The following is a 20,445-nucleotide window of genomic DNA, read 5'->3' as shown; positions in this document are numbered from 1 at the left end:
CCCTCCTCGTTGCCGGGCGAGCCGAGTGCAGGGCCCGCTGCCCGGCCCCTGCTGTTCGGTGCCTGCTGCTCGGCGCCCGCTGGTCGGCGCCCGCTGGTCGGCGCCCGCCGGTCAGAGGATCTTCGAGTAGCAGACCGAGCGGTCGGCGCCGACGTAGGGGCCGAAGGCTGCGATGCGGCTGAACCCCTCACGCTCGTAGAAGGCGATCGCCCGCTTCTGCTCGCTGCCGGTCTCGAGGACCAGCGCCGGCGACCCGAGGTCGAGCGCCGCCTCTTCCAGCCGACGCAGCATGGCGGCCGCGACACCGGATCCGCGGGACTCCGTCCGCACGTACATCCGCTTCACCTCGGCGATGCCGTCGTCGACGATCCGCAGGCCGCCGCAGCCCACCGGGGTGCCGTCACCGTCACGCGCCACGAAGAACACCGCGATCGAGTCCGCCGTCGGTTTCGGGCCGGGCTCGGTGTCCGCGCCGTACGTGCTGTCGATCTCGATGCGCTGGGCTGCACGCAACCGCTGTGCGTCGGGCGAGTCGAAGTGCTCGACGTCGATCAGGAAGGTGCTCGAGGGGGCTTCAGCGCTCACGAGCCCCAGGCTAGCGCGGAGTGCGGGCGATCCACCCCTCCACTTCCGAGGGGGTCCTGGGGATGTGCGCCGAGAGGTTCTCGGCCCCGTCCTCGGTCACCAGGACGTCGTCCTCGATGCGGACACCGATGCCGCGGAACTCCTCCGGCACGGTCAGGTCGTCCTGCTGGAAGTACAGCCCGGGCTCGATCGTGAACACCATGCCGGGCTGCACGATGCCGTCGAGGTACATCTCACGCCGGGCCTTGGCACAGTCGTGCACGTCGAGACCGAGGTGGTGGCTCGTGCCGTGCACCATGTAGCGGCGGTGGAACTGGTTCTCCGGCAGCAGCGACTCGTCGGCGGAGACCGGCAGGAAGCCCCACTCGGCCGTCTTCCGGGCGATGACCTGCATGGCGGTCGCGTGGACCTCCCGGAAGGTGATGCCGGGCTTGACGATCGCGAACGCCGCGTCGGCAGCCTCCAGGACGGCCTCGTAGACCATCCGCTGCACGGGGGAGAACGTGCCGCTGACCGGCAGCGTGCGGGTGATGTCTGCCGTGTAGAACGAGTCGACCTCGACCCCGGCGTCGATGAGGATGAGGTCCCCCGGCTGCACGGCACCGTCGTTCCGCGTCCAGTGCAGGATGCAGGCGTGGTGGCCGGCAGCCGCGATCGTGTCGTAACCGACCGTGTTGCCGTCGGCGCGGGCACGGCGGTTGAAGGTGCCCTCGACGATGCGCTCCCCGCGGGGGTGCGCCAGGACGGCGTCGAAGTCGGCGATGACGTCGTCGAAGCCGTGCTGCGTGGCGTCGACGGCCTTGCGCAGCTCGTTGACCTCGTACGCGTCCTTCACCAGGCGCAGCTCGGACAGGTCGCGGGAGAGCACGTCCGCCGTCGCCGGGGCGTCGTCCTGCTCCTCGGCGCCGCCGACCGTCGCACCCAGACGCTCGTCGAGCGCACGCGTGAAGTCGGTGTCTGCGTCGCGGACGACCAGCACCGAGGCGTCGAGCCCGTCGAGGACGCCGTCGAGCTCCCCGAGGTCGGCCGTCGCCAGTCCGAGGTCGGCGGCGACCTCGGGCAGGGAGGGGCGCGGGCCGACCCAGAACTCGCCGATCTCGGGGTTGGCGTAGAACTCCTCGGAGTCGCGGCCGGCGGTCGCACGGAAGTAGAGCGTGGCGTCGTGTCCGCTGCCGCTCGGCGTGAGGACCAGCACGGAACCGACGACGGTGTCCGTGCCCCATCCGGTCAGGTGCGCGAAGGCGGAGTGGGGGCGGAACGGGTAGTCGCAGTCGTTCGACCGGACCTTCGCCTGCCCGGCAGGGATGACGAGCGTCCGGCCGGTGTGCAGCTCGGAGAGCCGAGCACGACGCTCGGCAGCGAAGGCGGACTGTTCACGGGGCGCCGGGAGCGGACGCTCGCGCTCCGCCCAGTTCGACGCGATGTGGTCCTTGAAGACGGACGAGCCGGGAGTGGTGGAGCGGTTGCTCGTCGCGCGGGGAGTGGAGTCGGCCATGCGTCCCATCATCCCACCGCTCCACCGATCAGGCTCCGGCGCCGGCGTCCGCACGTGCTCCACGCCGGAGGTGACCGCGCTCATGTCGGGCGGACCCTCGTGGACGACCCGCTTCTGTGAACGGCGTCCGACCGGCTGGTGACCTGTGGATAGCATTGCGGCGTGCCTGATCCGTTCATCGACCTGCACGCTCACTCGAGCGTCTCCGACGGCACCGAGCGCCCGGCGGACCTCGTCCGGGCTGCGGCGGCCAGCGGCCTCGACGGCGTCGCCCTGACCGACCACGACACCACCGCGGGGTGGCACGAGGCGACCGAAGCGGTCCGGCAGCTCCCGATGACGCTGGTGCCAGGGCTCGAGCTCAGCACCCGGATCGGCTGGCGCAGCGTGCACGTCCTCGGCTACCTGGTCGACCCGCAGGACCCGGGCCTGGTCGCCGAGACCACCGCGATCCGCGACGGCCGCCTCACCCGCGCTCGCAGCATGGTCGACGCCATCGGCCGCGACCACCCGATCACCTGGGACGACGTCCTGGCCGAGTCGAGCGAGGGCGCGACGATCGGTCGCCCGCACATCGCCGACGCCCTGGTCCGACTCGGCCTCGAGACCGACCGGAGCGCGGCGTTCCGCGGCATCCTGCACCCGTCCTCCGGCTACTACGAGCCGCACGAGGCCCCGACCCCGCTGCGTGGCGTGGAGCTGATCCGTGCAGCGGGTGGTGTCCCCGTGATCGCACACCCGGCGGCGTCCTCGCGCGGGATCGTGATCGACGAGCCGATGCTCCGCGAGCTCGTCGACGCGGGTCTCGCAGGTCTCGAGGTCGACCACCGCGAGAACCAGGCGCACGGCAAGCGGACGCTCCTGGACTGGACCGCGCAGTTCGGGCTCTTCGTCACGGGGTCGAGCGACTACCACGGCGAGGGCAAACCCAACCGCCTCGGCGAGCACCGCACGGCACGTCGTTCGTTCGACGCGATCGTCGAGCAGGCGACCGGCAGCGCGCCCGTCGTCGGCCCGGGCTCGCGCCTGTTCTGACGCGCCCGCCTGACCCGGTCCTGCGGGACCGGCCGCGGGCCTCCCGTCCGGCGGCGCGGTGCGCGACGGAGACGCGAAAGCGACAGATCGCGCGAGGAATCCGGCGCAGATCTGTCGCTTTCGCGCACCACACCGCCGCCGAGCCGCCAGCGGGCCCGGGAACGACGACGGCCCCGTCACCGGGGTGACGGGGCCGATCGGTCTGGAGGCGCTACTCGCCGTCCGAGGAACCCTGCGGGATCGAGGCGGTCGCCTCGGACGAGCCGCTGCCGCCACGACGGCGGCGACGGCGGCGACGCTTCTGCGTGCCGTCGCCCGACTCGTCACCGGCGGGGGAGGACGGCGCACCGTCGGCCGGGGTGGTGGCGGCATGCGCCGTGGCAGCCTGGGCGGTGGCGTCCTCGGCGGGAGCAGTGCGCTCCGCCGCCGGACGGTCACCCGAGGTGCGACGTGAGCCGGACTGCTCGGAACCGGCGGACCGGCTGCGGTTGCGCGACCGGGACTCACCGGCGCTGCCGGAACGCGAGCCGGAGCCGGAGCCCGATCGCGAGCCGGCGGACGACTTCTCGGTGCCGGCGGTCGCCGCGTGCGACGTGGTGCCGGGCAGGCGGCCCTTGGTGCCGGCCGGGATGTCCAGGTCGGTGAACAGGTGCGGCGACGACGAGTAGGTCTCGACGGGCTCGGGGATGCCGAACTCGAGTGCCTTGTCGATCAGCGTCCACTTGTGCAAGTCGTCCCAGTCCACGAACGTGACCGCGATGCCGGTCTTGCCCGCACGACCGGTGCGGCCGGCGCGGTGCAGGTACGTGTCCGGGTCGTCCGGGATCGTGTGGTTGATGACGTGCGTGACGTCGTCCACGTCGATGCCGCGGGCGGCGACGTCAGTCGCGATGAGGACGTCGCGCTTGCCGGCCTTGAAGGCGGCCATCGCGCGCTCGCGCTGCTCCTGGTTGAGGTCACCGTGGACCGCGGCGGCGTTGAATCCGCGGTCCTTCAGCTCCTCGACGATGCGGGCTGCGGCGCGCTTGGTGCGGGTGAAGATGACGGTCTTGCCGCGACCCTCGGCCTGCAGGATGCGGGCGATGACCTCGTCCTTGTCCAGGGAGTGGGCGCGGTAGATGACGTGCTTGATGTTCGCCTGCATCAGACCCTCGTCGGGGTCCGTCGCGCGGATGTGCACCGGACGCGACATGAAGCGGCGGGCGAGCGCGACGATCGGTGCCGGCATCGTGGCCGAGAAGAGCATCGTGTGCCGGACCTCGGGGACCGCCTGGAAGATGCGCTCGATGTCGGACAGGAACCCGAGGTCGAGCATGCGGTCGGCCTCGTCGAGGACGATCTCCTGCACGTGCGAGAGGTCGAGCAGGCGCTGCCGCTGCAGGTCGATGAGACGCCCGGGCGTGCCGACGACGATCTGCGCGCCGGCCTTGAGCTGCTCGACCTGGCCCTCGTACGCCTTGCCGCCGTAGATGGAGACCAGCTTCGTCGGACGGTTGACCATCGCGGACTCGAGGTCCTCGCTCACCTGCACCGCGAGCTCACGGGTCGGGACGACGACGAGCGCCTTCACACCCGGTGCGGGGTCGGCGCCGATGCGCTGGATCAGCGGCAGGCCGAACCCGAAGGTCTTGCCGGTGCCGGTCTTGGCCTGACCGATGATGTCCTGGCCGGTCAGGGCGAGCGGGATCGTCTGCTGCTGGATCGGGAAGGGCTCGATGATGCCCTTGCTCGCGAGCGCATCGACGATGTCCTGCTCGATCTGGAGTTCTGAGAAAGTCAAGAAGTTCACCCTGTTCGTGGGGAGGAGTCCGGGCCAGTCTACCGACGTGCCGGAGGGGGATCACCCGACCCGTATGCTGGGCGGGTGGTGTCGTGGTGGAACCGGAAGCGTGCTGGGCAGCTCGCTGCAGCCTGGCTCGCGTCGCGGAACCCGCGCAGCGGGACCGTCGAGCGTCTGCAGCTGGACGACGTCAGCCCGGAGCTGGACGTCTACCTCGGCCAGGCCGCCTACCTGCAGCTGTCGCTGTACGAGACCATGGGCCGTGCCGGCGCCGGTGCGCCGACGCTCTCGGGCCGTCTGGTCACCGGGGTGCTCGCGACGACCGCTCTCGAGCGGCACCGTGCCATCGTGGCCGAGATCGAGCGTGGCGGCAAGGAGCCGGCCGATCTGATGGCCCCGCACCGGGACGCGATCGACCGCTTCCTCGAGCGCACGAGCGGTGCGGACTGGTACGAGTCGATGCTCACGGGGTACGTCACCGCCGGCATCCTCAACGACCTGTTCGCGAACCTGCTGCGCTCGCTGCCGATCGACGTCCGGCAGCGCCTGCGCACGGTGTTCGACACCCGGGAAGAGCCAGCCGTGGTCGAGGAACTCACGGCCCGGATCGACGAGGACCCCGTGGTGGCGTCCCGTCTGGCGATGTGGGGCCGGCGGCTCGTGGGAGACACGCTGCTGGTCGCCCGGTCGGCGCTGGCCTCCCATGCTCGGGAGGACCAGGAGCGGCTCGAGCCGGTCTGGACCGAACTCATCGCCGCGCACACGCGCCGGATGGACGCGCTCGGCCTGACGGCCTGAGCGGCGCGGTGGCAGCGGTCCGGCCCCACCACAGCGATCCGCCAGCGCCGCAACAGGTCGACACAGCGATCTGCCAGCGCCGCGACAGGTCGACGCAGGAGAGCCTCAGGCCCCCTGCTTGACCATCCGCTCGTAGTGCGCCTCGTCGGCTGCGCTGCGGCGACGGCCGAACACGACCTCGACGACGAGCGCGACGACGCCGGCACCCACCAGGGCGACGACCCAGATCCAGGTCCCGCCGTACGACCAACCGGCCCAGGTCAGGACCTCCCACAGGACGGCCGCGACGATGCCGCCGACCACGGGGCCGATCAGCACCCCACGGGTCGTGCGCCAGGGCACGACCACGTGGGCGACCGCCCCCAGGAGGATCCCGCCGAGGACGGCGAAGAGGAGCTCCATGCGGGGAGCGTCAGGCGAAGAAGCCGATGCGGCGGGACTCTTCCGAGCCCACCTCGACGTACGCGAGCGATGCGACCGGCACGATGAAACGGCGGCCCTTGTCGTCCTTGAGGGAGATGTGCGTCGCCTTGGCCGCGAGGGCGTCCGACACGGCGGTCTCGATCTCGTCGGCGGTCTGTGCCGTCTCGAAACCGATCTCGCGGGGGCTGTTGATGATGCCGATCTTGATGTCCACGACCTCACCCTAGTCGAGCGCCACCGGCCGGCCCCGAGCGTTCGCCGCGGGCGCACGAGGCGTTCGCCGCGGGCCCACGAGGGCATCCTCAGCCCGGCGCGGGCGGCCCGCGATGTCGGCCGCGGTGGGTACCGTACGACCGTGCCACCGACCACCCTGATGCCCGCGCCGGACCTCGGCTCGGTCGCTCGCGCACTGGTCGACGACCCGGCGCAGCAGGCCGTGCTGACCCTGCCCGACGGGGTGCACGCGGCGGTCATCGGCGCCCCGGGGACCGGCAAGACGAGCACGTTGACCCGACTGGTGGCCGATCGGTACACCCGCCCCGGTGCGGTCGACCCGGCAGGGCACGCGACCGTCCTCGCACTCACGTCGGCGCGCGTCGCCGCGACCGCGCTCCGCGACCGTCTGGCCGCCGCGGTGGACCGGGTCACGCCGGGCGCCCTGGCCCGCACGGTCAACTCCCTCGCCTTCCAGGTGGTCGCGCACGCGGCGGCCGCACAGGGGCAGGACGCACCGACCCTCCTGACCGGCGGCGAACAGGACCGGATCATCGCGGACCTCCTGGACGGCCACGAACTCGACGGCACGGGTCCGGACTGGCCGGCACCGATCACCGAGGTGGTCCGCGAGCGTGCGGGTTTCCGGACCGCGCTCCGCGACCTCATGATGCGCGCGGTCGCCGCCGGCATCGAACCCGACGACATGCGGGAGCTCGGCGACGACACCGGACACCCCGAGTGGCGCGCCGCTGGCGACTTCGTGGACGAGTACCGGGCGGCCGTCACGGCGTTCCGGTCGACGAGCCTCGACGCCGCCGAACTCGTCGCCTTCGCCACGGCAGCCGTGCTCCGCGGCGAACTGCCACCGGCCGTCGCCGCACTGCGCCTGGTGGTCGTCGACGACGTGCAGGAACTCGTCGAGGGCGAGATCGCGCTGCTCGGTGCCCTGGCCCGCTCCGGTGTGCAGGTGGTGGCGTTCGGTGACCCGGACATCGCCGCCTCCGCGTTCCGCGGCGGCGTGCCCGACGTGCTCGGTCGGCTCGGCCCGCGCCTCGGGGTCGCGCACGTGCAGGAGATCGTGCTCGGCACCGTGCACCGGCACGCCGCGCCGGTCCGCGCGCTGGTCACCGGCATCACCGGGCGCATCGGCACGGCCGCCGCCGGTCGCCAGCGTGCAGCCCTCGCCCGGGAGGCCCGTGGCCGCTTCGACGCGGTCCTGCACCTCGAAGCACCCAGCCGTTCCGCGATGGTGGCCGCGGTGGCGAGACGCCTCCGCGAACACCGGCTGCTCGACGGCGTCCCGTGGCACCGGATGGTCGTCGTCACCCGCAGCGGTGCGGCGATCCCCGAACTGGTCCGGGCGCTCTCGGTGGCGGAGGTCCCCGCCACGGCCGGCGCCGCGCCGACCCGTCCGCGTGACGACACGGCGTCCCGGACGCTGGTCGACGCCGCCGCCGTCGCGCTCGGGGTCGTGCCGCTCGACGCCGACCTGGCGACGTCCTTCGCGACCGGGCCGCTGGGAGGGCTCGACACCCTGGCGATCCGTCGGCTCCGCCTGGCGCTCCGCCGTGAGGAGCTTGCCGGTGGCGGGACCCGCACGGCCGACGAACTGCTCGTTGACGCGCTGGGCGCCCCGGAACGCCTGGCCACGATCGACGCCGCCTTCGCCCGACGTGCGATGCGGCTCGCGACGAGCTTCGTGACCGCACGGCAGGACGCCGAGTCGGGTGCGAGCATCGAGGAGATCCTCTGGGGCCTCTGGGAACGCAGCGGTCTGGCCGGCGTGTGGCGGTCGCAGTCCGTCGCCGGCGGGGTCGGCGCGGCCGAGGCGGACCGGCACCTCGACGCGGTCGTCGGGCTGTTCACCGCCGCCAAGCGCTTCGTCGAGCGGACGCCGGACGCCCCCGCCCGGGTGTTCGTCGACGACCTCCTCGGTGCGGACCTGCCGGAGGACTCCATCGGGCCGGACCGGACCGCCGGACGGGTCCGCGTGCTGACCCCCTCGGCCACCGTCGGACTGGAGTGCGACGTCGTGGTGGTGACGGGCCTCCAGGACGGCGTCTGGCCGAACACCCGCGTCCGCGGCAGCCTGCTCGACCCCGACGGGCTGGTGCGGGCGGCGGCGGGGATCCCGCACTCGCCGACGGACGACCGCGCCGCGGTGATCGGCGACGAACTCCGCCTGTTCGCGCGGGCGGTGTCCCGCGCGACGACGCAGGTCGTCATCGCCACGGTCGCGAACGACGACGAGTCACCCTCGCCCTTCGTGCGGCTGGTGCCGGTGCCGCCGGACCGGCAACCGTCGGCGCACCCGCTGTCGTTGCGCGGGCTCGCCGGGTCGCTGCGTCGCCGTGTCGTGGCGACCGGGGACCACGAGGCCGCTTCGGCGCTGGCCGGGTTGGCGGCCGAGGACGTTCCCGGCGCGGCCCCCGACGACTGGTACGGCATCGTCGAACCGTCCACGGACGCACCCCTGGTCGACCTGGAGGCCGAGCCGGTCGTGCCCGAGGACGTCGACGGGGACGCCGCTGAGCCGGTCCCGCCGACGGTGGCGGTGTCGCCCTCCCGGATCGGCACCTTCGAGGAGTGCCCGGTGCACTGGTTCGCGCAGACGTTCGGCGGCGGTGCGCCGAGCCCGGCGATGGGCATCGGCACGATCGTGCACGAGGCGATGGAGCACGCCACCGACGTGGACGTCGAGTCGCTGTGGCACCGGGTCGAGGAACGCTGGGACGAGCTGGTCTTCGAGTCGCCGTGGGTCGCGGACCGCGAGCGCGCCCGCACCCGACGGATGATCGAGGGCCTCAGCGACTACCTGCGCACCTTCGCCAGCGCGGGTCGACGGGTGCTCGGGGCCGAGGCCTCGTTCGCGCTCGTGACCGGGCCGGCCCGGGTCCGCGGGAGCATCGACCGCATCGAGGTCGACCCCGACGGCCGGATCAGCATCGTCGACCTGAAGACCGGACGGTCCATGCCGAGTGAGAAGAACGACATGCCCGGGCACCCGCAGCTCGCTGCCTACCAGCTCGCCGTCGCGGACGGGGCGGTCGAGGGGGTGCCGGAGGGTGCGGAGACCACGGACGCCCGGCTCGTCTTCGTGCAGAACCCGAAGGGCGTGCACGCGTACTCCGAGCGGACGCAGCGGGCCCTCGACCCGGAGTCACGCGAGGCCTACCGGGAACGCCTGCACACCGTGGCACGCGGCATGGCGGGACGGACGTTCCTGGCCAACGTCGACGACCACTGCGACCGGGCACGCACCGGCACCGAGTGCCGGATCCACGTGGTGGGGGAGGTCACCTGGTGAGCGACGAGACCACGGTGGACGAGACGGCTGCGTCCGTCGCAGCGTCCCCGGCTGCGGCCCCCGCGTCCGCACCGACCGGAGGCGCGGTACCGGATGCGCGCCCGGCCCGCCGCCGGTACGGGGCCGACGAGATCGCCGACGCCCTCGGCAAGCCCCGGCCGACCGAGCAGCAGCGCGCCGTGATCGAGTCGCCGCTCGCCCCGGCCCTCGTCGTCGCGGGTGCCGGCAGCGGGAAGACCGAGACGATGGCCTCCCGCGTCGTCTGGCTGCTCGCGAACGGGTTCGTGCAGCCTGACCAGGTGCTCGGGCTGACCTTCACCCGGAAGGCCGCCGGGGAGCTCGGCGTCCGCATCAACGACCGGATCGGTGCGCTCGAGGACGCCGGGCTCATCGAGGCCGGGGACGCCTTCCTCGCGCCGACCGTCTCCACCTACAACGCCTTCGCGAACGCCGTCTTCCGCGAGAACGCCCTGCTCGTCGGGCGGGACGGCGAGTCCCAGGTGCTCACCGAACCCTCCGCGTGGCAGCTCGCCCGACGGGTCGTCGTGGGCGCTCGGGACGACCGCCTCGCCGGCCTCGACCGGAACGTCGACACCATCACCGCCGCGGTCGTCGCGCTCGCCGGGGCCGCCTCCGAGCACCTCGTCGACCCGGCCGACCTCCGCCGCTTCTCGATCGACTTCGGGGGGCTGCTCGAACTGCCCGGGTCGAGTCGCGGCACGCCGTACAAGGCCGTCACCGACGCCGTCGCCGCGGTCGGGTCCCTCGAACCGCTCGCGGACCTGGTCGAGGAGTTCCGCCGACAGAAGGTCGACCGCGGCTTCGTCGAGTTCTCGGACCAGATCGCCCTGGCACTCGCGGCCGCCGACGCTGCCCCGCGGGTGGCAGACGACCTGCGCTCGCGGTTCGCCGTCGTGCTGCTCGACGAGTACCAGGACACCTCGGTCGTGCAGACGCGGTTCCTGGCCCGGCTGTTCCGCGACCACCCGGTGATGGCGGTCGGGGACCCGCACCAGTCCATCTACGGCTTCCGCGGGGCCAGTGCGGCGAACCTCGCGCGCTTCCCGGCCGACTTCGGGGACCCGGCGGGCGAACCGGTCGTCACCTACGCCCTGTCGACCAGCTGGCGGAACCCCGTCGACGTGCTCGCCGCCGCGAACGCCGTCGTCGAGCCGCTCTCGAGCGCGTCCGAGGTCCAGGTGGAACGCCTCGCACCGCGGCCCGGCGCCGATCGCGGCACGGTCAGCGCGGTGTTCCCGGAGACCCTGCCGGAGGAGGCCGACGCGGTGGCCGCCTGGTTCGCGGACCACCGGGCACGGAACCCCGGCGGGTCGATGGCGCTGCTGCTCCGTGCCCGGAAGGACCTGTCCGCCTTCACGGCGGCGCTCGGAGCCCGGGCCGTGCCGTACCACGTGCTCGGGACCGGCGGACTGCTGCAGCGACCGGAGATCGTCGACCTGGTGGCCTGCCTCCGCGTGCTGCACGACCCGGCCGCGGGCAACGACCTCATCCGGCTGCTCGCCGGTGCCCGGTGGCGGATCGGGGCAGCGGACATCGTCGCGTTGCACGGCTTGGCCCGCTGGCTGTTCGGGCGCGACCACACGCACCGACGACTCGACGACGAGGTCACGGCGGCGTTCCGGGCGTCGGTCGCGGCGGGGGAGCACGGGTCCGTCGTCGACGCCCTGGACTTCGTCACGACGGCACCCGACGACCACTCCGCGCTCGCCGACATCAGCCCGGCCGGACGGGAACGCATGCGGGCCCTCGGGGCGCAGCTGTCCTCGTTGCGAGCCCGTGCCGGCGGCGACCTGGTCGACTTCGTCACGCTCGTCGTGCAGGAGATGCGGCTCGACATCGAGGTCACCGCGCACGAGCAGGGCGGCTCGGCGTACCTCGACGCCTTCGTCGACGAGCTCAGCGGCTTCGTGCAGACCGACGACCGGGCTGACCTCGGGGCCTTCCTCGGCTGGATCGACGCGGCCGCCCGCCGCGACGACATGGGTCCGCGGTCCGAGGAACCCGAGGGCGGCACCGTCCAGATCCTCACCATCCACGGGTCGAAGGGGCTCGAGTGGGACGCGGTCGCCGTGCCCCGCATGGTCGAGGGCGGACTTCCGGCCCGGCCGCAGGAGGGCTCGACCGGCTGGCTCGGCTTCGGTCGGCTGCCGTACGAGTTCCGCGGCGACGCCGACGAACTGCCCCGCCTGCGCTGGCGGGGGCAGGAGACCCAGAAGGACGTGGTCGACGCGATCGACGCCTTCAAGGACGAGGTCAAGGCGCGCAACGAGGACGAGGAACGCCGGCTCACCTACGTCGCGCTGACCCGGGCCAAGCACGAGCTGCTCGTCAGCGGGTCGTCGTGGTCGACGGGCGTGAAGCCGACCGCGCCGAGCCGGTACCTGCACGACCTGGTCGATGCCGGCGTGCTCGACGCGGACCGGATCCCGGACGGCACCGCGCACGAGACGAACCCGCTCGGGGACCAGGGCGCGTCGCAGACGTGGCCGCACGTGCCCTTCGGCTCCCGCGGGCCCCGTGTGCTCGCCGCCGCCGACCGGGTCCGGAACGCGAACCCCGGTGCCGCCGGTCGCTACGCGGCGGACATCGAGCTGCTGCTGGCGGAACGCCGGGCCTCCCGGTCAGCCGCGCACCAGGTCGTCGTCCCGCACCGGGTGCCGGCGTCGGGCTTCAAGGACTACCTCGGGGAACCGGAGAAGGTGGCCGAGCGGCTGCGCCGACCGATGCCGGAGCAGCCGTACCGCGCGACGCGCCTCGGCACCCTGTTCCACCAGTGGGTCGAGCAGCGGGCCCGGGGCGAGGTTCCCGCGGCGCTCGGCGGATGGGACGGCGGGTTCGACGCGTGGGACGGCGAACTCGACGCCGATCCGGACGAGACGACCGCGGGCGGTCCGGCCTCCGCTGGCGACGTCGCGGTGAGCGACGACGACGCCCGACGGCTGGCCGACTTCCAGGACACCTTCGCCCGCTCACGGTGGGCGGGGCTGACCCCGGTCGAGGTCGAGCGCGAGATCCACATCCCGTTCCTCGGGCACAGCGTCGTCTGCAAGCTCGACGCCGTCTACGAGATCGACGGCCGCATCGAGGTCGTCGACTGGAAGACCGGCAAGGCCCCGAGCGGTGCCGACGACCTGGACCGCCGGCAGTTGCAGCTCGCGCTGTACCGCGTCGCGTACGCCGAGTTCACCGGTCGGCCGATCGAGGACGTCGACGCGGTGTTCTACTTCGTCGCCGACGACCTCGAGGTCCGACCGTCGTCGCTGCTCGACCGTGCCGGACTGGAGCGCGCCTGGCGCGAGGCGATCGGCTGACGCTGGTCGGGCCTCCCGGCCGTCCCACGGGCCGGACCTGCGCCCGCCGCGTCAGCTGTGGCGGCGCTCGGTGGACGAGAGCAGCTGCTCGACCTCGCCGATCTCCATCGTCTCCGGCGACACCGCCTGCAGCGGCGCGGCGGACGGGGCGTGCACGGCCTCGGCGAGGCGGTGCATCATCGCGACGGCGTCGTCGACGACCTCGGTGCTCTTGACCTGCACACCGTGCAGCAGCCACTGCGCCGTCTCGAGTTCGTGGTGCACGCGAGCACGCTGCCCGAGCTGCCGGTCACGGCCGCCGCCACCGGCGGTGTAGGCGCTGAGGACGGTGTCGAACGCCTCACGGCGTCCGGCGAGCACCCACGCCAGGTCCTTCGCCGGGTCGCCGAGACGCAGCTCGCCCCAGCCGAGGACCCCGGTGACGTCGTCGCCGCGGACCAGGATCGAGTCGAGGCCGAGCGACCCGTGCACGACCGTGGGCGTGAACTGCCACAGCTGCTGGTCACGGGCGGCGCCCTCCCAGCGTTCCCGGAGCGCGTCCGGCACCAGCTTCGTCGCGACGGCGCGGTCCATCACGGACACCGCGGACCGCAGCACCTCGAAGGGGGTGAGGGACGGTAGGCCGGCGTCGGTGACGAAGCTCGTCGGCAGGACGTGCAGTGCGGCGATCGCCCGGCCGACGCTGGTGGCGAGCTCGGGCCGGTCGGTCAGGTCACGGAGCGCGGGGTGCTCGCCCTCGACGTAGGAGGTCAGGATGGCTCGGGTCGACCCGATGGGTGCCTGGCCGCGGTACTCCGGGACGGCGAACGGGAGGCGCGTGCGGATCCCGGCGCTCAGGGCGCGGATCGCGACGAGGTCGGCGGACTGACGCGCTTCAGCCCGCTGGTTCCGGGGCCGGCGGATCGCCGAGGACCGTCCGTCGACGTCACGGACGACGGCCGACTCGTAGTCGCCACCGGCCACCGAGCCGAGCGTGCGTGTGCCGGTCAGGACCAGTCCGGGCACGGCCGTGGTCGCCAACGCGGCTAGAGTGAACTGCGATCCCGCCATGCCCAACAGGGTAGGTCCGCGGCGCATCCGATCGGTGCGCGCCACGCTGACCCGGGACGTGTCGACCACCAGGAGATCCGTGTGACCGTGGAGTTCGCCGCCCGGCTGCCGCTCGCCCGCAACGAGCTCGACCGCGACGCAGAGCACCGTTCCACGCCCGACCTCGAGCGGGTGCTGCGCGCCGACCCGACCACGCGCTTCCTGCCCGTCCACGGCGGCGCGATGCTGCGGAACGCCGACGGCACGCTGCGGTTCGTCGACGCCGACCAGGTGCCGGACGACGCCACCCTGCTGTACCTCGGTCGTGCGGTCAGCGATGCCCCGGACGCCCCGGCGGGCACCCGCTTCGTCGCGGCGCTCGTCGACGACGCGGTGGCCGCCCGGATCGAACCGGACACCGACGTGTGGGAGAACCTCCGCATGTTCGGCACCGAACTCTCCGCCCGCGACCAGGGTCTGGCGGTCGAGGCCGTCGCGATGGCGAACTGGCACGCCGTGCACGGGTTCTCGCCGCGCACCGGTTCGCCGACCGAGTCCACCGTGGGCGGCTGGGTCCGCCGTGACCCCGAGGGCCACCAGCACTTCCCCCGCACCGATGCCGCGATCATCGTCGGGATCACCGACGGGCAGGACCGGATCCTGCTCGGCTCGAACGCCGCCTGGGACGCGAACCGGTACTCGTTGCTCGCCGGGTTCGTCGAGCCGGGGGAGTCCCTCGAGGACGCCGTCCGCCGCGAGGTCTTCGAAGAGGCCGGCGTCAGCATCGAGGAGCCCGAGTACCTCGGCTCGCAGCCGTGGCCGTTCCCCGCGTCGCTCATGGTCGGGTTCCGTGCCCGGGCGGTCGACGGCGACCCGTCCACCGCCCGCCCCGACGGGGTGGAGATCATCGACGTCCGCTGGTTCTCGCGGGACGAGATCCGCGACCAGGCCGGGAAGACCGTCCTGCTGCCCGGCCGGACCTCCATCGCCCGCGTGATCATCGAGGAGTGGTACGGCGGGCCGCTCGACCTGCCGTGACCCTCGCAGCCGGTCCCGCCGACCCGACGACCCCGTCGCCGGACGCCCTGCTCGCCGCGCTCGACGCGGATCAGCGCACCGTCGCCCGGACGCTCCTCGGGCCGGTCGCGGTCCTGGCCGGCGCCGGCACGGGCAAGACCCGAGCGATCACCCACCGGATCGCGTACGGCGTCGCGACCGGCACCTACTCGCCGAACCACGTCCTGGCCCTGACCTTCACCACCCGCGCGGCCGGTGAACTGCGCTCCCGGCTGCGTGCCCTGGGCGCCGGAGCCGTGCAGGCCCGGACGTTCCACGCGGCGGCGATGTCGCAGCTCGGGTACTTTTGGCCGGACACCGTCGGCGGCCACGCCCCCGGACTCGTGGAGTCGAAGGGCCGGGTGATCGCGCACGCGGCCGACACCATCGGCCTACGGGTCGACACCCCGACGCTGCGGGACCTGGCCGGCGAGGTCGAGTGGCGGAAGGTGCAGCGGCTCACCTACGACGAGTACGAAGCGGCCGCGCCCGAGCGCACCATGCCACGGGACACCTCGCCGTCGCGGGTCGTCGACCTGATGCGCGCCTACGAGCGGCTCAAGGACGACCGCCGACAGATGGACTTCGAGGACGTGCTCCTGCTGACCCTCGGCATGGTGGAGTCCGAGCCCCGGGTGGCGTCCTACGTCCGGCAGCAGTACCGGTTCTTCGTGGTGGACGAGTACCAGGACGTCTCGCCCGTGCAGCACGACCTGCTCCGGGCCTGGCTCGGCGGTCGGGACGACCTGTGCGTCGTCGGGGACGCCAGCCAGACGATCTACTCGTTCACGGGAGCGTCGAGCCGCTACCTGCTCGGTTTCGGGTCGGAGTTCCCACGCGCGTCCGTCCTCCGGCTCGAGCGGAACTACCGGTCCACTCGGGAGGTCGTGCACGCCGCGAACGCCCTGATGCGCGGGCAGCCGGGAGCGCTGGACCTCGTCGCGCAGGAGACCACGCCCGGACCCGACCCGGTCGTGCTGCCCTGCGTGCACGACGGTGACGAGGCCGCGACCATCGCCCGCCGGATCGCCGAACTGGTGACCGGCGGTGCCGCGTACGGCGACTGTGCGGTGCTGTTCCGCGTCGGCGCACAGTCCGCCGCGATCGAGTCGGCGCTCGCCCGCAACGGGATCCCGTACCGGGTGCAGGGCGGCAAACGCTTCTTCGACCGGCCGGAGGTCAAGCTCGCGGTGCACCACATGCGCGGCGAGGCGGTCCGGCAGACCGACGACGAGCTGCTGCGACGTGTGGAGCTCGTCCTGCAGATCAGCGGCTGGACCCGCACCGCGCCCGAGGGCACCGGAGCGGTTCGTGAGCAGTGGGAGGCCCTGCAGGCGATCATGCAGCTCGCCGAGGCAGCGCCCGCCGGCACGACCATGCAGCAGTTCACCGCCGACCTGGTCGACCGCGCGGCAACCCACCACGAGCCGGAGCTCGACGCCGTCACGCTCGCGACGCTGCACTCGTCGAAGGGCCTGGAGTGGCCGCACGTGGTGCTCGCCGGCGTCGCCGAGGGGTTGCTGCCCATCTCCTACGCCACCACCGACGACGGCATCGACGAAGAGCGTCGTCTGTTCTACGTCGGCATCACCCGTGCTCGTCGTTCCCTGACCATGACGTGGTCGGCGCAGGGCTCGTCACGGGGCGGACCCCGGGTGGCGAGTCGGTTCCTGGCAACGATCGGCACGCACACCGCGGATGCGGAGCGACCCACCGGCGCGTGACCGACAGGTCGGCCCGGTCGAACACCAGCTGCTCGGCGTCCGGCCGCTGCACCACCAGGGGGAGTCGGTCGAGGACCGAACGGGTCACCGTCGCCGCGACGGTCGCCGCGCGCCACGGTGACAGCGCCGCCGCCGGCCGCCCCCACACCTGCGCCGCGATCGCCGGCCACGCGGGGTCCGCATCGGTGCGCTCGAGCTCCACGCACTGGAGGCACGGGCCGGCTCCCGGCACCAGGAACGGCCCGACGCGCACCCGACCGTCCCCGACCACGACCGGCAGGTGCGGCACCGAGCGCCGGGTCCAGGCTGCACGGACCGTCGGATCGGTGACGTGGTCGGCGACGAGGACCGCCAGCGCCGGAGGCGGGTCCGGCTCGGGCACCGGCCCGCCCCGCGGTGTGAGGGTCCGGACGACGGTCACACCGTCCCCGGTGAGCATCCGGTCGAGTTCGTCCGCGAGGGACCCGGCCCCGGCGACCTCGACCCGGGCGAGGGGTTCCGGCAGCATGTCGACGACCGCGGCGGCAGCGTCACCCAGGACGCGTGCGGCGGCGGCCGGTGCGCACCCGACGCTCCGAGCGAGCCCGGCCATCACGTCACGGGCGGTCTCGCGTCGCAGCGCGCAGAGGAACCGTTCCTCGGCCGTGGTCGGGACCGGCACCACGGCGCGGGGCGGGTCGACCCCGAGCTGCACGGTGCACGGGTCGCGCCACACGAACTCGAGCGACGGATCGATGCGGATGCCCATGTCGTCAACGCTGGCGCACCACGGACTCCGGCGGCGGCGGGCAGCGCGATCTGTGGAGAACCCCGGCGTACCGGCGGGTGTGGACGGGAGGCGGGATGCGCCTCCCGTCCGGGACGACTACTGCTGCTGCGGGCCGCCGACCGGGCCGTCAGCCGGGCCACCGGCGCTGCCGTCCTCGCCGGTCTCGTCGATCCCGCCCGCCTCGTCCTCGTGTGGACGGTCGTCGGTCGCGTCGTTGAGCAGGTCCTCGAGCGCACGGTCGAACGCGTCGTCCTCGGCGGACTGCGACGGATCCCGCAGCCGGGCGACGAGCGACTCCGGCGCGTCGATGTCGTCCGAGCCGGGCACCAGGTCGAACGCGGCCCAGAGCGCGTCGCGCTGGTCGGCGCCGAGCTCGTCGGTCACGCGCTGCCACATCGCGGCGGCCTCGCGCAGTCGGCGGGGGCGGAGCTCCAGGCCGACCAGCGTGGCGAACGCCGACTCTGCGGGACCACCCGCGGCACGGCGGCGCCGGACCATCTCGGCGATCGCGCCGGCGCGGGGGAGACGCGCGGTGGCGGCAGCGGTGACGGTGTCGACCCAGCCCTCGACCAGGGCGAGCATCGTCTCGAGCCGGGCGAGTGCGGCGTCCTGCTCGGGCGTCCGCGGCGGGATGAGCGCTCCGGAGGCCAGCGCGTCACGCAGCTGCTCCTGGTCGGTCGGGTCGATGCCGGAGAGCGATTCCTCGACCCGGTCGAACGGGATGTGGACGCCCTTCGCGTACTCCGTGATCGACGAGATGATGTGCAGGCGGAGCCAGCGGGCCGAGCGGAACAGCCGGGCGTGTGCGAGCTCGCGCACCGCCAGGTAGATGCGGACCTCGTCGACCGGGACGTCGAGCCCGTCGGCGAACTCGGCGACGTTCTGCGGCACCAGGGCGGCGACCTGTTCGTCGAGCAGCGGCACGCCGACGTCCCCACCGGACACGACCTCTTTCGCGAGCTGTCCGACCACCTGGCCGAGCTGGATCGCGAAGAGCGCTCCACCGACGCCGCGCATCGCCTTCGAGACGTCGCCGAGCATCGCCTTGAGCTCCTCCGGCGCGCGCTGGTCGATGGCCTCGGTGAGGGCGGTCGCGATGCTCGATGCGACGGGTTCGGCGATCTGCGACCACACCGGGGCCGTCGCCTTCGCCCACTGCTCGCGGGTGTAGACGCTCGGCGTGGCGGTCAGCTCCGCCACCGTGGTGACCTCGTCGAGCCAGAGGGCGGCGACCTGGAACGCCTGAGCCGACGCCTGGGCGGTCGCGGGGTCGAGCGGCTCGGCGCCCTCCCGTGCGATGGCGGCGGCGCGGTCGGCCGTCACCGTGAAGTCGATGCCGTCCGACCCGGTCTGCGCGGCACGCTGGAGTTGGCTCATCAGTTCGGCGACGGCGGCGGGGTCGTTCGGCAGGCCGGCGGCACCGGCGAGCTGCGACGGGTCGATCTGCCCCTCGCCGGACAGGAGCTTGCGGAGCATCTCCTGGAAGTCGTCGTCCGGCCCCGGCTGCGGTTCATCAGGCATGCCGACTACGCTAACCGCTGCCCGCGGGCCCGGACCTGGGACCGGCCCGGGCATCCGCCCGGACGGCTGCGCCGTGGGCGAACAGCCTCCGGAAGGACCCTGCGTGACCCTCTTCGCCCCCGCTCCCCGTCGTCGTTCGCGATCGCGGACGGTCGGGTGGGTCTTCGTCGCCGGAGCCGTCGTACTGGGTCTGGTCGCGAGCGTGCTGCCGAGCCCGTACGTCATCGAGATGCCCGGGCCGGTGTTCAACACGATCGGCACCCAGCGGCAGGGGACCGGCAAGGACGCGAAGGACGTCGAACTCATCCAGGTCGACGGACACCGCACGTACCCGACCTCCGGCGCGCTCGACATGCTCACGGTGAGCGTGCAGGGCACCGCGACCGAGCGGCCCTCGTGGACCAGCGTCGTCCGCGCACTGTTCACGAAGTCGCAGGCGGTCGTGCCGGCCAGCGCCATCTACCCGCCCGGCATCTCGACCGACCAGGTGAACAAGCAGGACGCCGCCGACATGACGAACTCCCAGCAGTCCGCCGTCGCCGCCGCGCTCATCCACCAGGGGTACCGGATCCCGACCGAGCTCGAGGTCGGCAGCATCCAGGACGGCTCCGCTGCCGAGGGTGTGGTCCGGACCGGGGACGTCGTCACCGCCTTCGACGGGAAGTCCCTCCGCACCAACGCCGACGCGACGACGCTGCGCGAGCTCGTCGCGGAGCACGGCACCTCGTCGCCTGCGACGGTCACGGTCGAGCGTGACGGCGCGACCCGCGAGCTCTCGCTGACGCCCCGCTCCGAGCAGGGCACGGCGCTCATCGGCGTCGGGGTCGTCGAGCACTACGACTTCCCCTTCGACGTCGACATCAGGCTCCAGGACGTCGGCGGCCCCTCAGCCGGCATGATGTTCGCGCTCGGGATCATCGACGAGATCACGCCGGGCAAGCTCAACGGCGGCCGACACGTTGCGGGCACCGGCACGATCACGGCCGACGGCGAGGTCGGGCCCATCGGCGGGATCCGCCAGAAGCTCTACGGTGCCGAAGCGGCCGGCGCCACCGTGTTCCTCGCGCCGAAGACGAACTGCGACGAGGTCGTCGGACACGTGCCGACTGGCCTCGACGTCTACGCCGTCTCCACCCTCGACCAGGCGGTCACCGACCTGCAGACGATCGCCGCCGGCCGCAGCACCGCCGGTCTGGAGCGCTGCACGACCTGAGCGCCCGGTCGGACGGGGGACGGGCCTCCCGGCCGGACGGGAGGAACGTGGCGACTTCCTGAGACGCGGCACAGGTTCACTGTCGGCCGGGGCGAATAGGATCGTCAGCACTGACGGCTCGGCCTGCCGGCGCCGCCGGTCCGACACGTCTGGAGCACAACA

Annotated in this window: 14 protein-coding genes and 1 pseudogene; 7 read left to right on the top strand and 8 right to left on the bottom strand. The window is 73.1% G+C overall.

Annotated elements, in window-relative coordinates; genetic code table 11:
• Positions 1-111: 111 nt before the first annotated feature.
• Both DEJ31_RS03700 and DEJ31_RS03695 read right to left on the bottom strand, forming a co-directional pair.
• Positions 112-585: a GNAT family N-acetyltransferase gene (locus DEJ31_RS03700; protein WP_220033207.1), complete on the bottom strand. Its 474-nt coding sequence runs from the start codon at positions 583-585 to the stop codon at positions 112-114.
• Between the two features lie 10 nt (positions 586-595).
• On the bottom strand, positions 596-2,080 hold the full coding sequence (locus DEJ31_RS03695; protein WP_111121366.1) for an aminopeptidase P family protein: 1,485 nt from the start codon (positions 2,078-2,080) through the stop codon (positions 596-598).
• Positions 2,081-2,242: 162 nt separating this feature from the next.
• On the opposite strand from DEJ31_RS03695, the gene DEJ31_RS03690 reads away from it, so the two are divergent.
• Entirely contained in the window at positions 2,243-3,115 is an 873-nt protein-coding gene (locus DEJ31_RS03690) for a PHP domain-containing protein (protein ID WP_110903264.1), read from the top strand.
• Between the two features lie 211 nt (positions 3,116-3,326).
• Here DEJ31_RS03690 and DEJ31_RS03685 read toward each other — a convergent pair whose 3' ends face one another.
• A complete protein-coding gene (locus DEJ31_RS03685) occupies positions 3,327-4,895 on the bottom strand; it encodes a DEAD/DEAH box helicase (RefSeq protein WP_111121365.1) in 1,569 nt (522 codons plus the stop codon).
• An 84-nt stretch (positions 4,896-4,979) separates the two neighbouring features.
• On the opposite strand from DEJ31_RS03685, the gene DEJ31_RS03680 reads away from it, so the two are divergent.
• Positions 4,980-5,693, top strand: coding sequence for a ferritin-like domain-containing protein (locus tag DEJ31_RS03680; RefSeq protein WP_258366129.1), 714 nt, complete (start codon positions 4,980-4,982; stop codon positions 5,691-5,693).
• 105 nt (positions 5,694-5,798) lie between these two features.
• Here the strand turns inward: DEJ31_RS03680 and DEJ31_RS03675 are convergent, their stop codons facing one another.
• The gene (locus DEJ31_RS03675; RefSeq protein ID WP_110903263.1) at positions 5,799-6,095 is read right to left on the bottom strand and encodes a hypothetical protein; all 297 of its coding nucleotides are present in this window, start codon (positions 6,093-6,095) and stop codon (positions 5,799-5,801) included.
• Positions 6,096-6,105: 10 nt separating this feature from the next.
• Entirely contained in the window at positions 6,106-6,330 is a 225-nt protein-coding gene (locus tag DEJ31_RS03670; RefSeq protein WP_110903262.1) for a DUF3107 domain-containing protein, read from the bottom strand.
• A 141-nt stretch (positions 6,331-6,471) separates the two neighbouring features.
• Between DEJ31_RS03670 and DEJ31_RS03665 the strand changes: the two genes are divergently transcribed.
• Positions 6,472-9,639 (top strand): UrvD/REP family ATP-dependent DNA helicase, encoded by a 3,168-nt coding sequence (locus DEJ31_RS03665; RefSeq protein ID WP_146236699.1) that lies wholly within the window; start codon positions 6,472-6,474, stop codon positions 9,637-9,639.
• Positions 9,636-12,971, top strand: coding sequence for an ATP-dependent DNA helicase (locus tag DEJ31_RS03660; RefSeq protein ID WP_111121234.1), 3,336 nt, complete (start codon positions 9,636-9,638; stop codon positions 12,969-12,971). Before DEJ31_RS03665 ends, DEJ31_RS03660 begins: the two co-directional genes overlap by 4 nt.
• Before the next feature lie 51 nt (positions 12,972-13,022).
• On the opposite strand, the gene DEJ31_RS03655 is transcribed toward DEJ31_RS03660, so the two are convergent.
• Positions 13,023-14,021: a phosphotransferase gene (locus DEJ31_RS03655; RefSeq protein ID WP_110903384.1), complete on the bottom strand. Its 999-nt coding sequence runs from the start codon at positions 14,019-14,021 to the stop codon at positions 13,023-13,025.
• An 81-nt stretch (positions 14,022-14,102) separates the two neighbouring features.
• Here DEJ31_RS03655 and nudC point away from each other — a divergent pair, with 81 nt between their 5' ends.
• Both nudC and DEJ31_RS03645 read left to right on the top strand, forming a co-directional pair.
• On the top strand, positions 14,103-15,038 hold the full coding sequence (gene nudC, locus DEJ31_RS03650; RefSeq protein WP_111121233.1) for an NAD(+) diphosphatase: 936 nt from the start codon (positions 14,103-14,105) through the stop codon (positions 15,036-15,038).
• Positions 15,035-16,780 (top strand): ATP-dependent helicase, encoded by a 1,746-nt coding sequence (locus DEJ31_RS03645; protein ID WP_111044666.1) that lies wholly within the window; start codon positions 15,035-15,037, stop codon positions 16,778-16,780. The genes nudC and DEJ31_RS03645 overlap by 4 nt, the downstream gene beginning before the upstream one ends.
• On the opposite strand, the pseudogene DEJ31_RS17515 reads toward DEJ31_RS03645, so the two are convergent.
• Both DEJ31_RS17515 and DEJ31_RS03635 read right to left on the bottom strand, forming a co-directional pair.
• A pseudogene (locus tag DEJ31_RS17515) lies at positions 16,731-17,219 on the bottom strand (TOMM precursor leader peptide-binding protein); the annotation flags it as partial. The gene DEJ31_RS03645 and the pseudogene DEJ31_RS17515 overlap by 50 nt on opposite strands.
• Before the next feature lie 426 nt (positions 17,220-17,645).
• Entirely contained in the window at positions 17,646-19,070 is a 1,425-nt protein-coding gene (locus DEJ31_RS03635; protein ID WP_111121231.1) for a zinc-dependent metalloprotease, read from the bottom strand.
• 103 nt (positions 19,071-19,173) lie between these two features.
• Between DEJ31_RS03635 and DEJ31_RS03630 the strand changes: the two genes are divergently transcribed.
• Positions 19,174-20,283 carry a PDZ domain-containing protein gene (locus DEJ31_RS03630; RefSeq protein ID WP_258366128.1) on the top strand — a complete coding sequence of 370 codons (1,110 nt, stop codon included), beginning with the start codon at positions 19,174-19,176 and terminating at the stop codon, positions 20,281-20,283.
• The last annotated feature ends 162 nt before the right edge of the window (positions 20,284-20,445 follow it).

The organism is Curtobacterium sp. MCPF17_031 (assembly GCF_003234035.1).
GTDB lineage: Bacteria > Actinomycetota > Actinomycetes > Actinomycetales > Microbacteriaceae > Curtobacterium.
The sequence above is the reverse complement of the archived record's forward strand: the minus strand, read 5'-3'. Positions and strand labels throughout refer to the sequence as shown.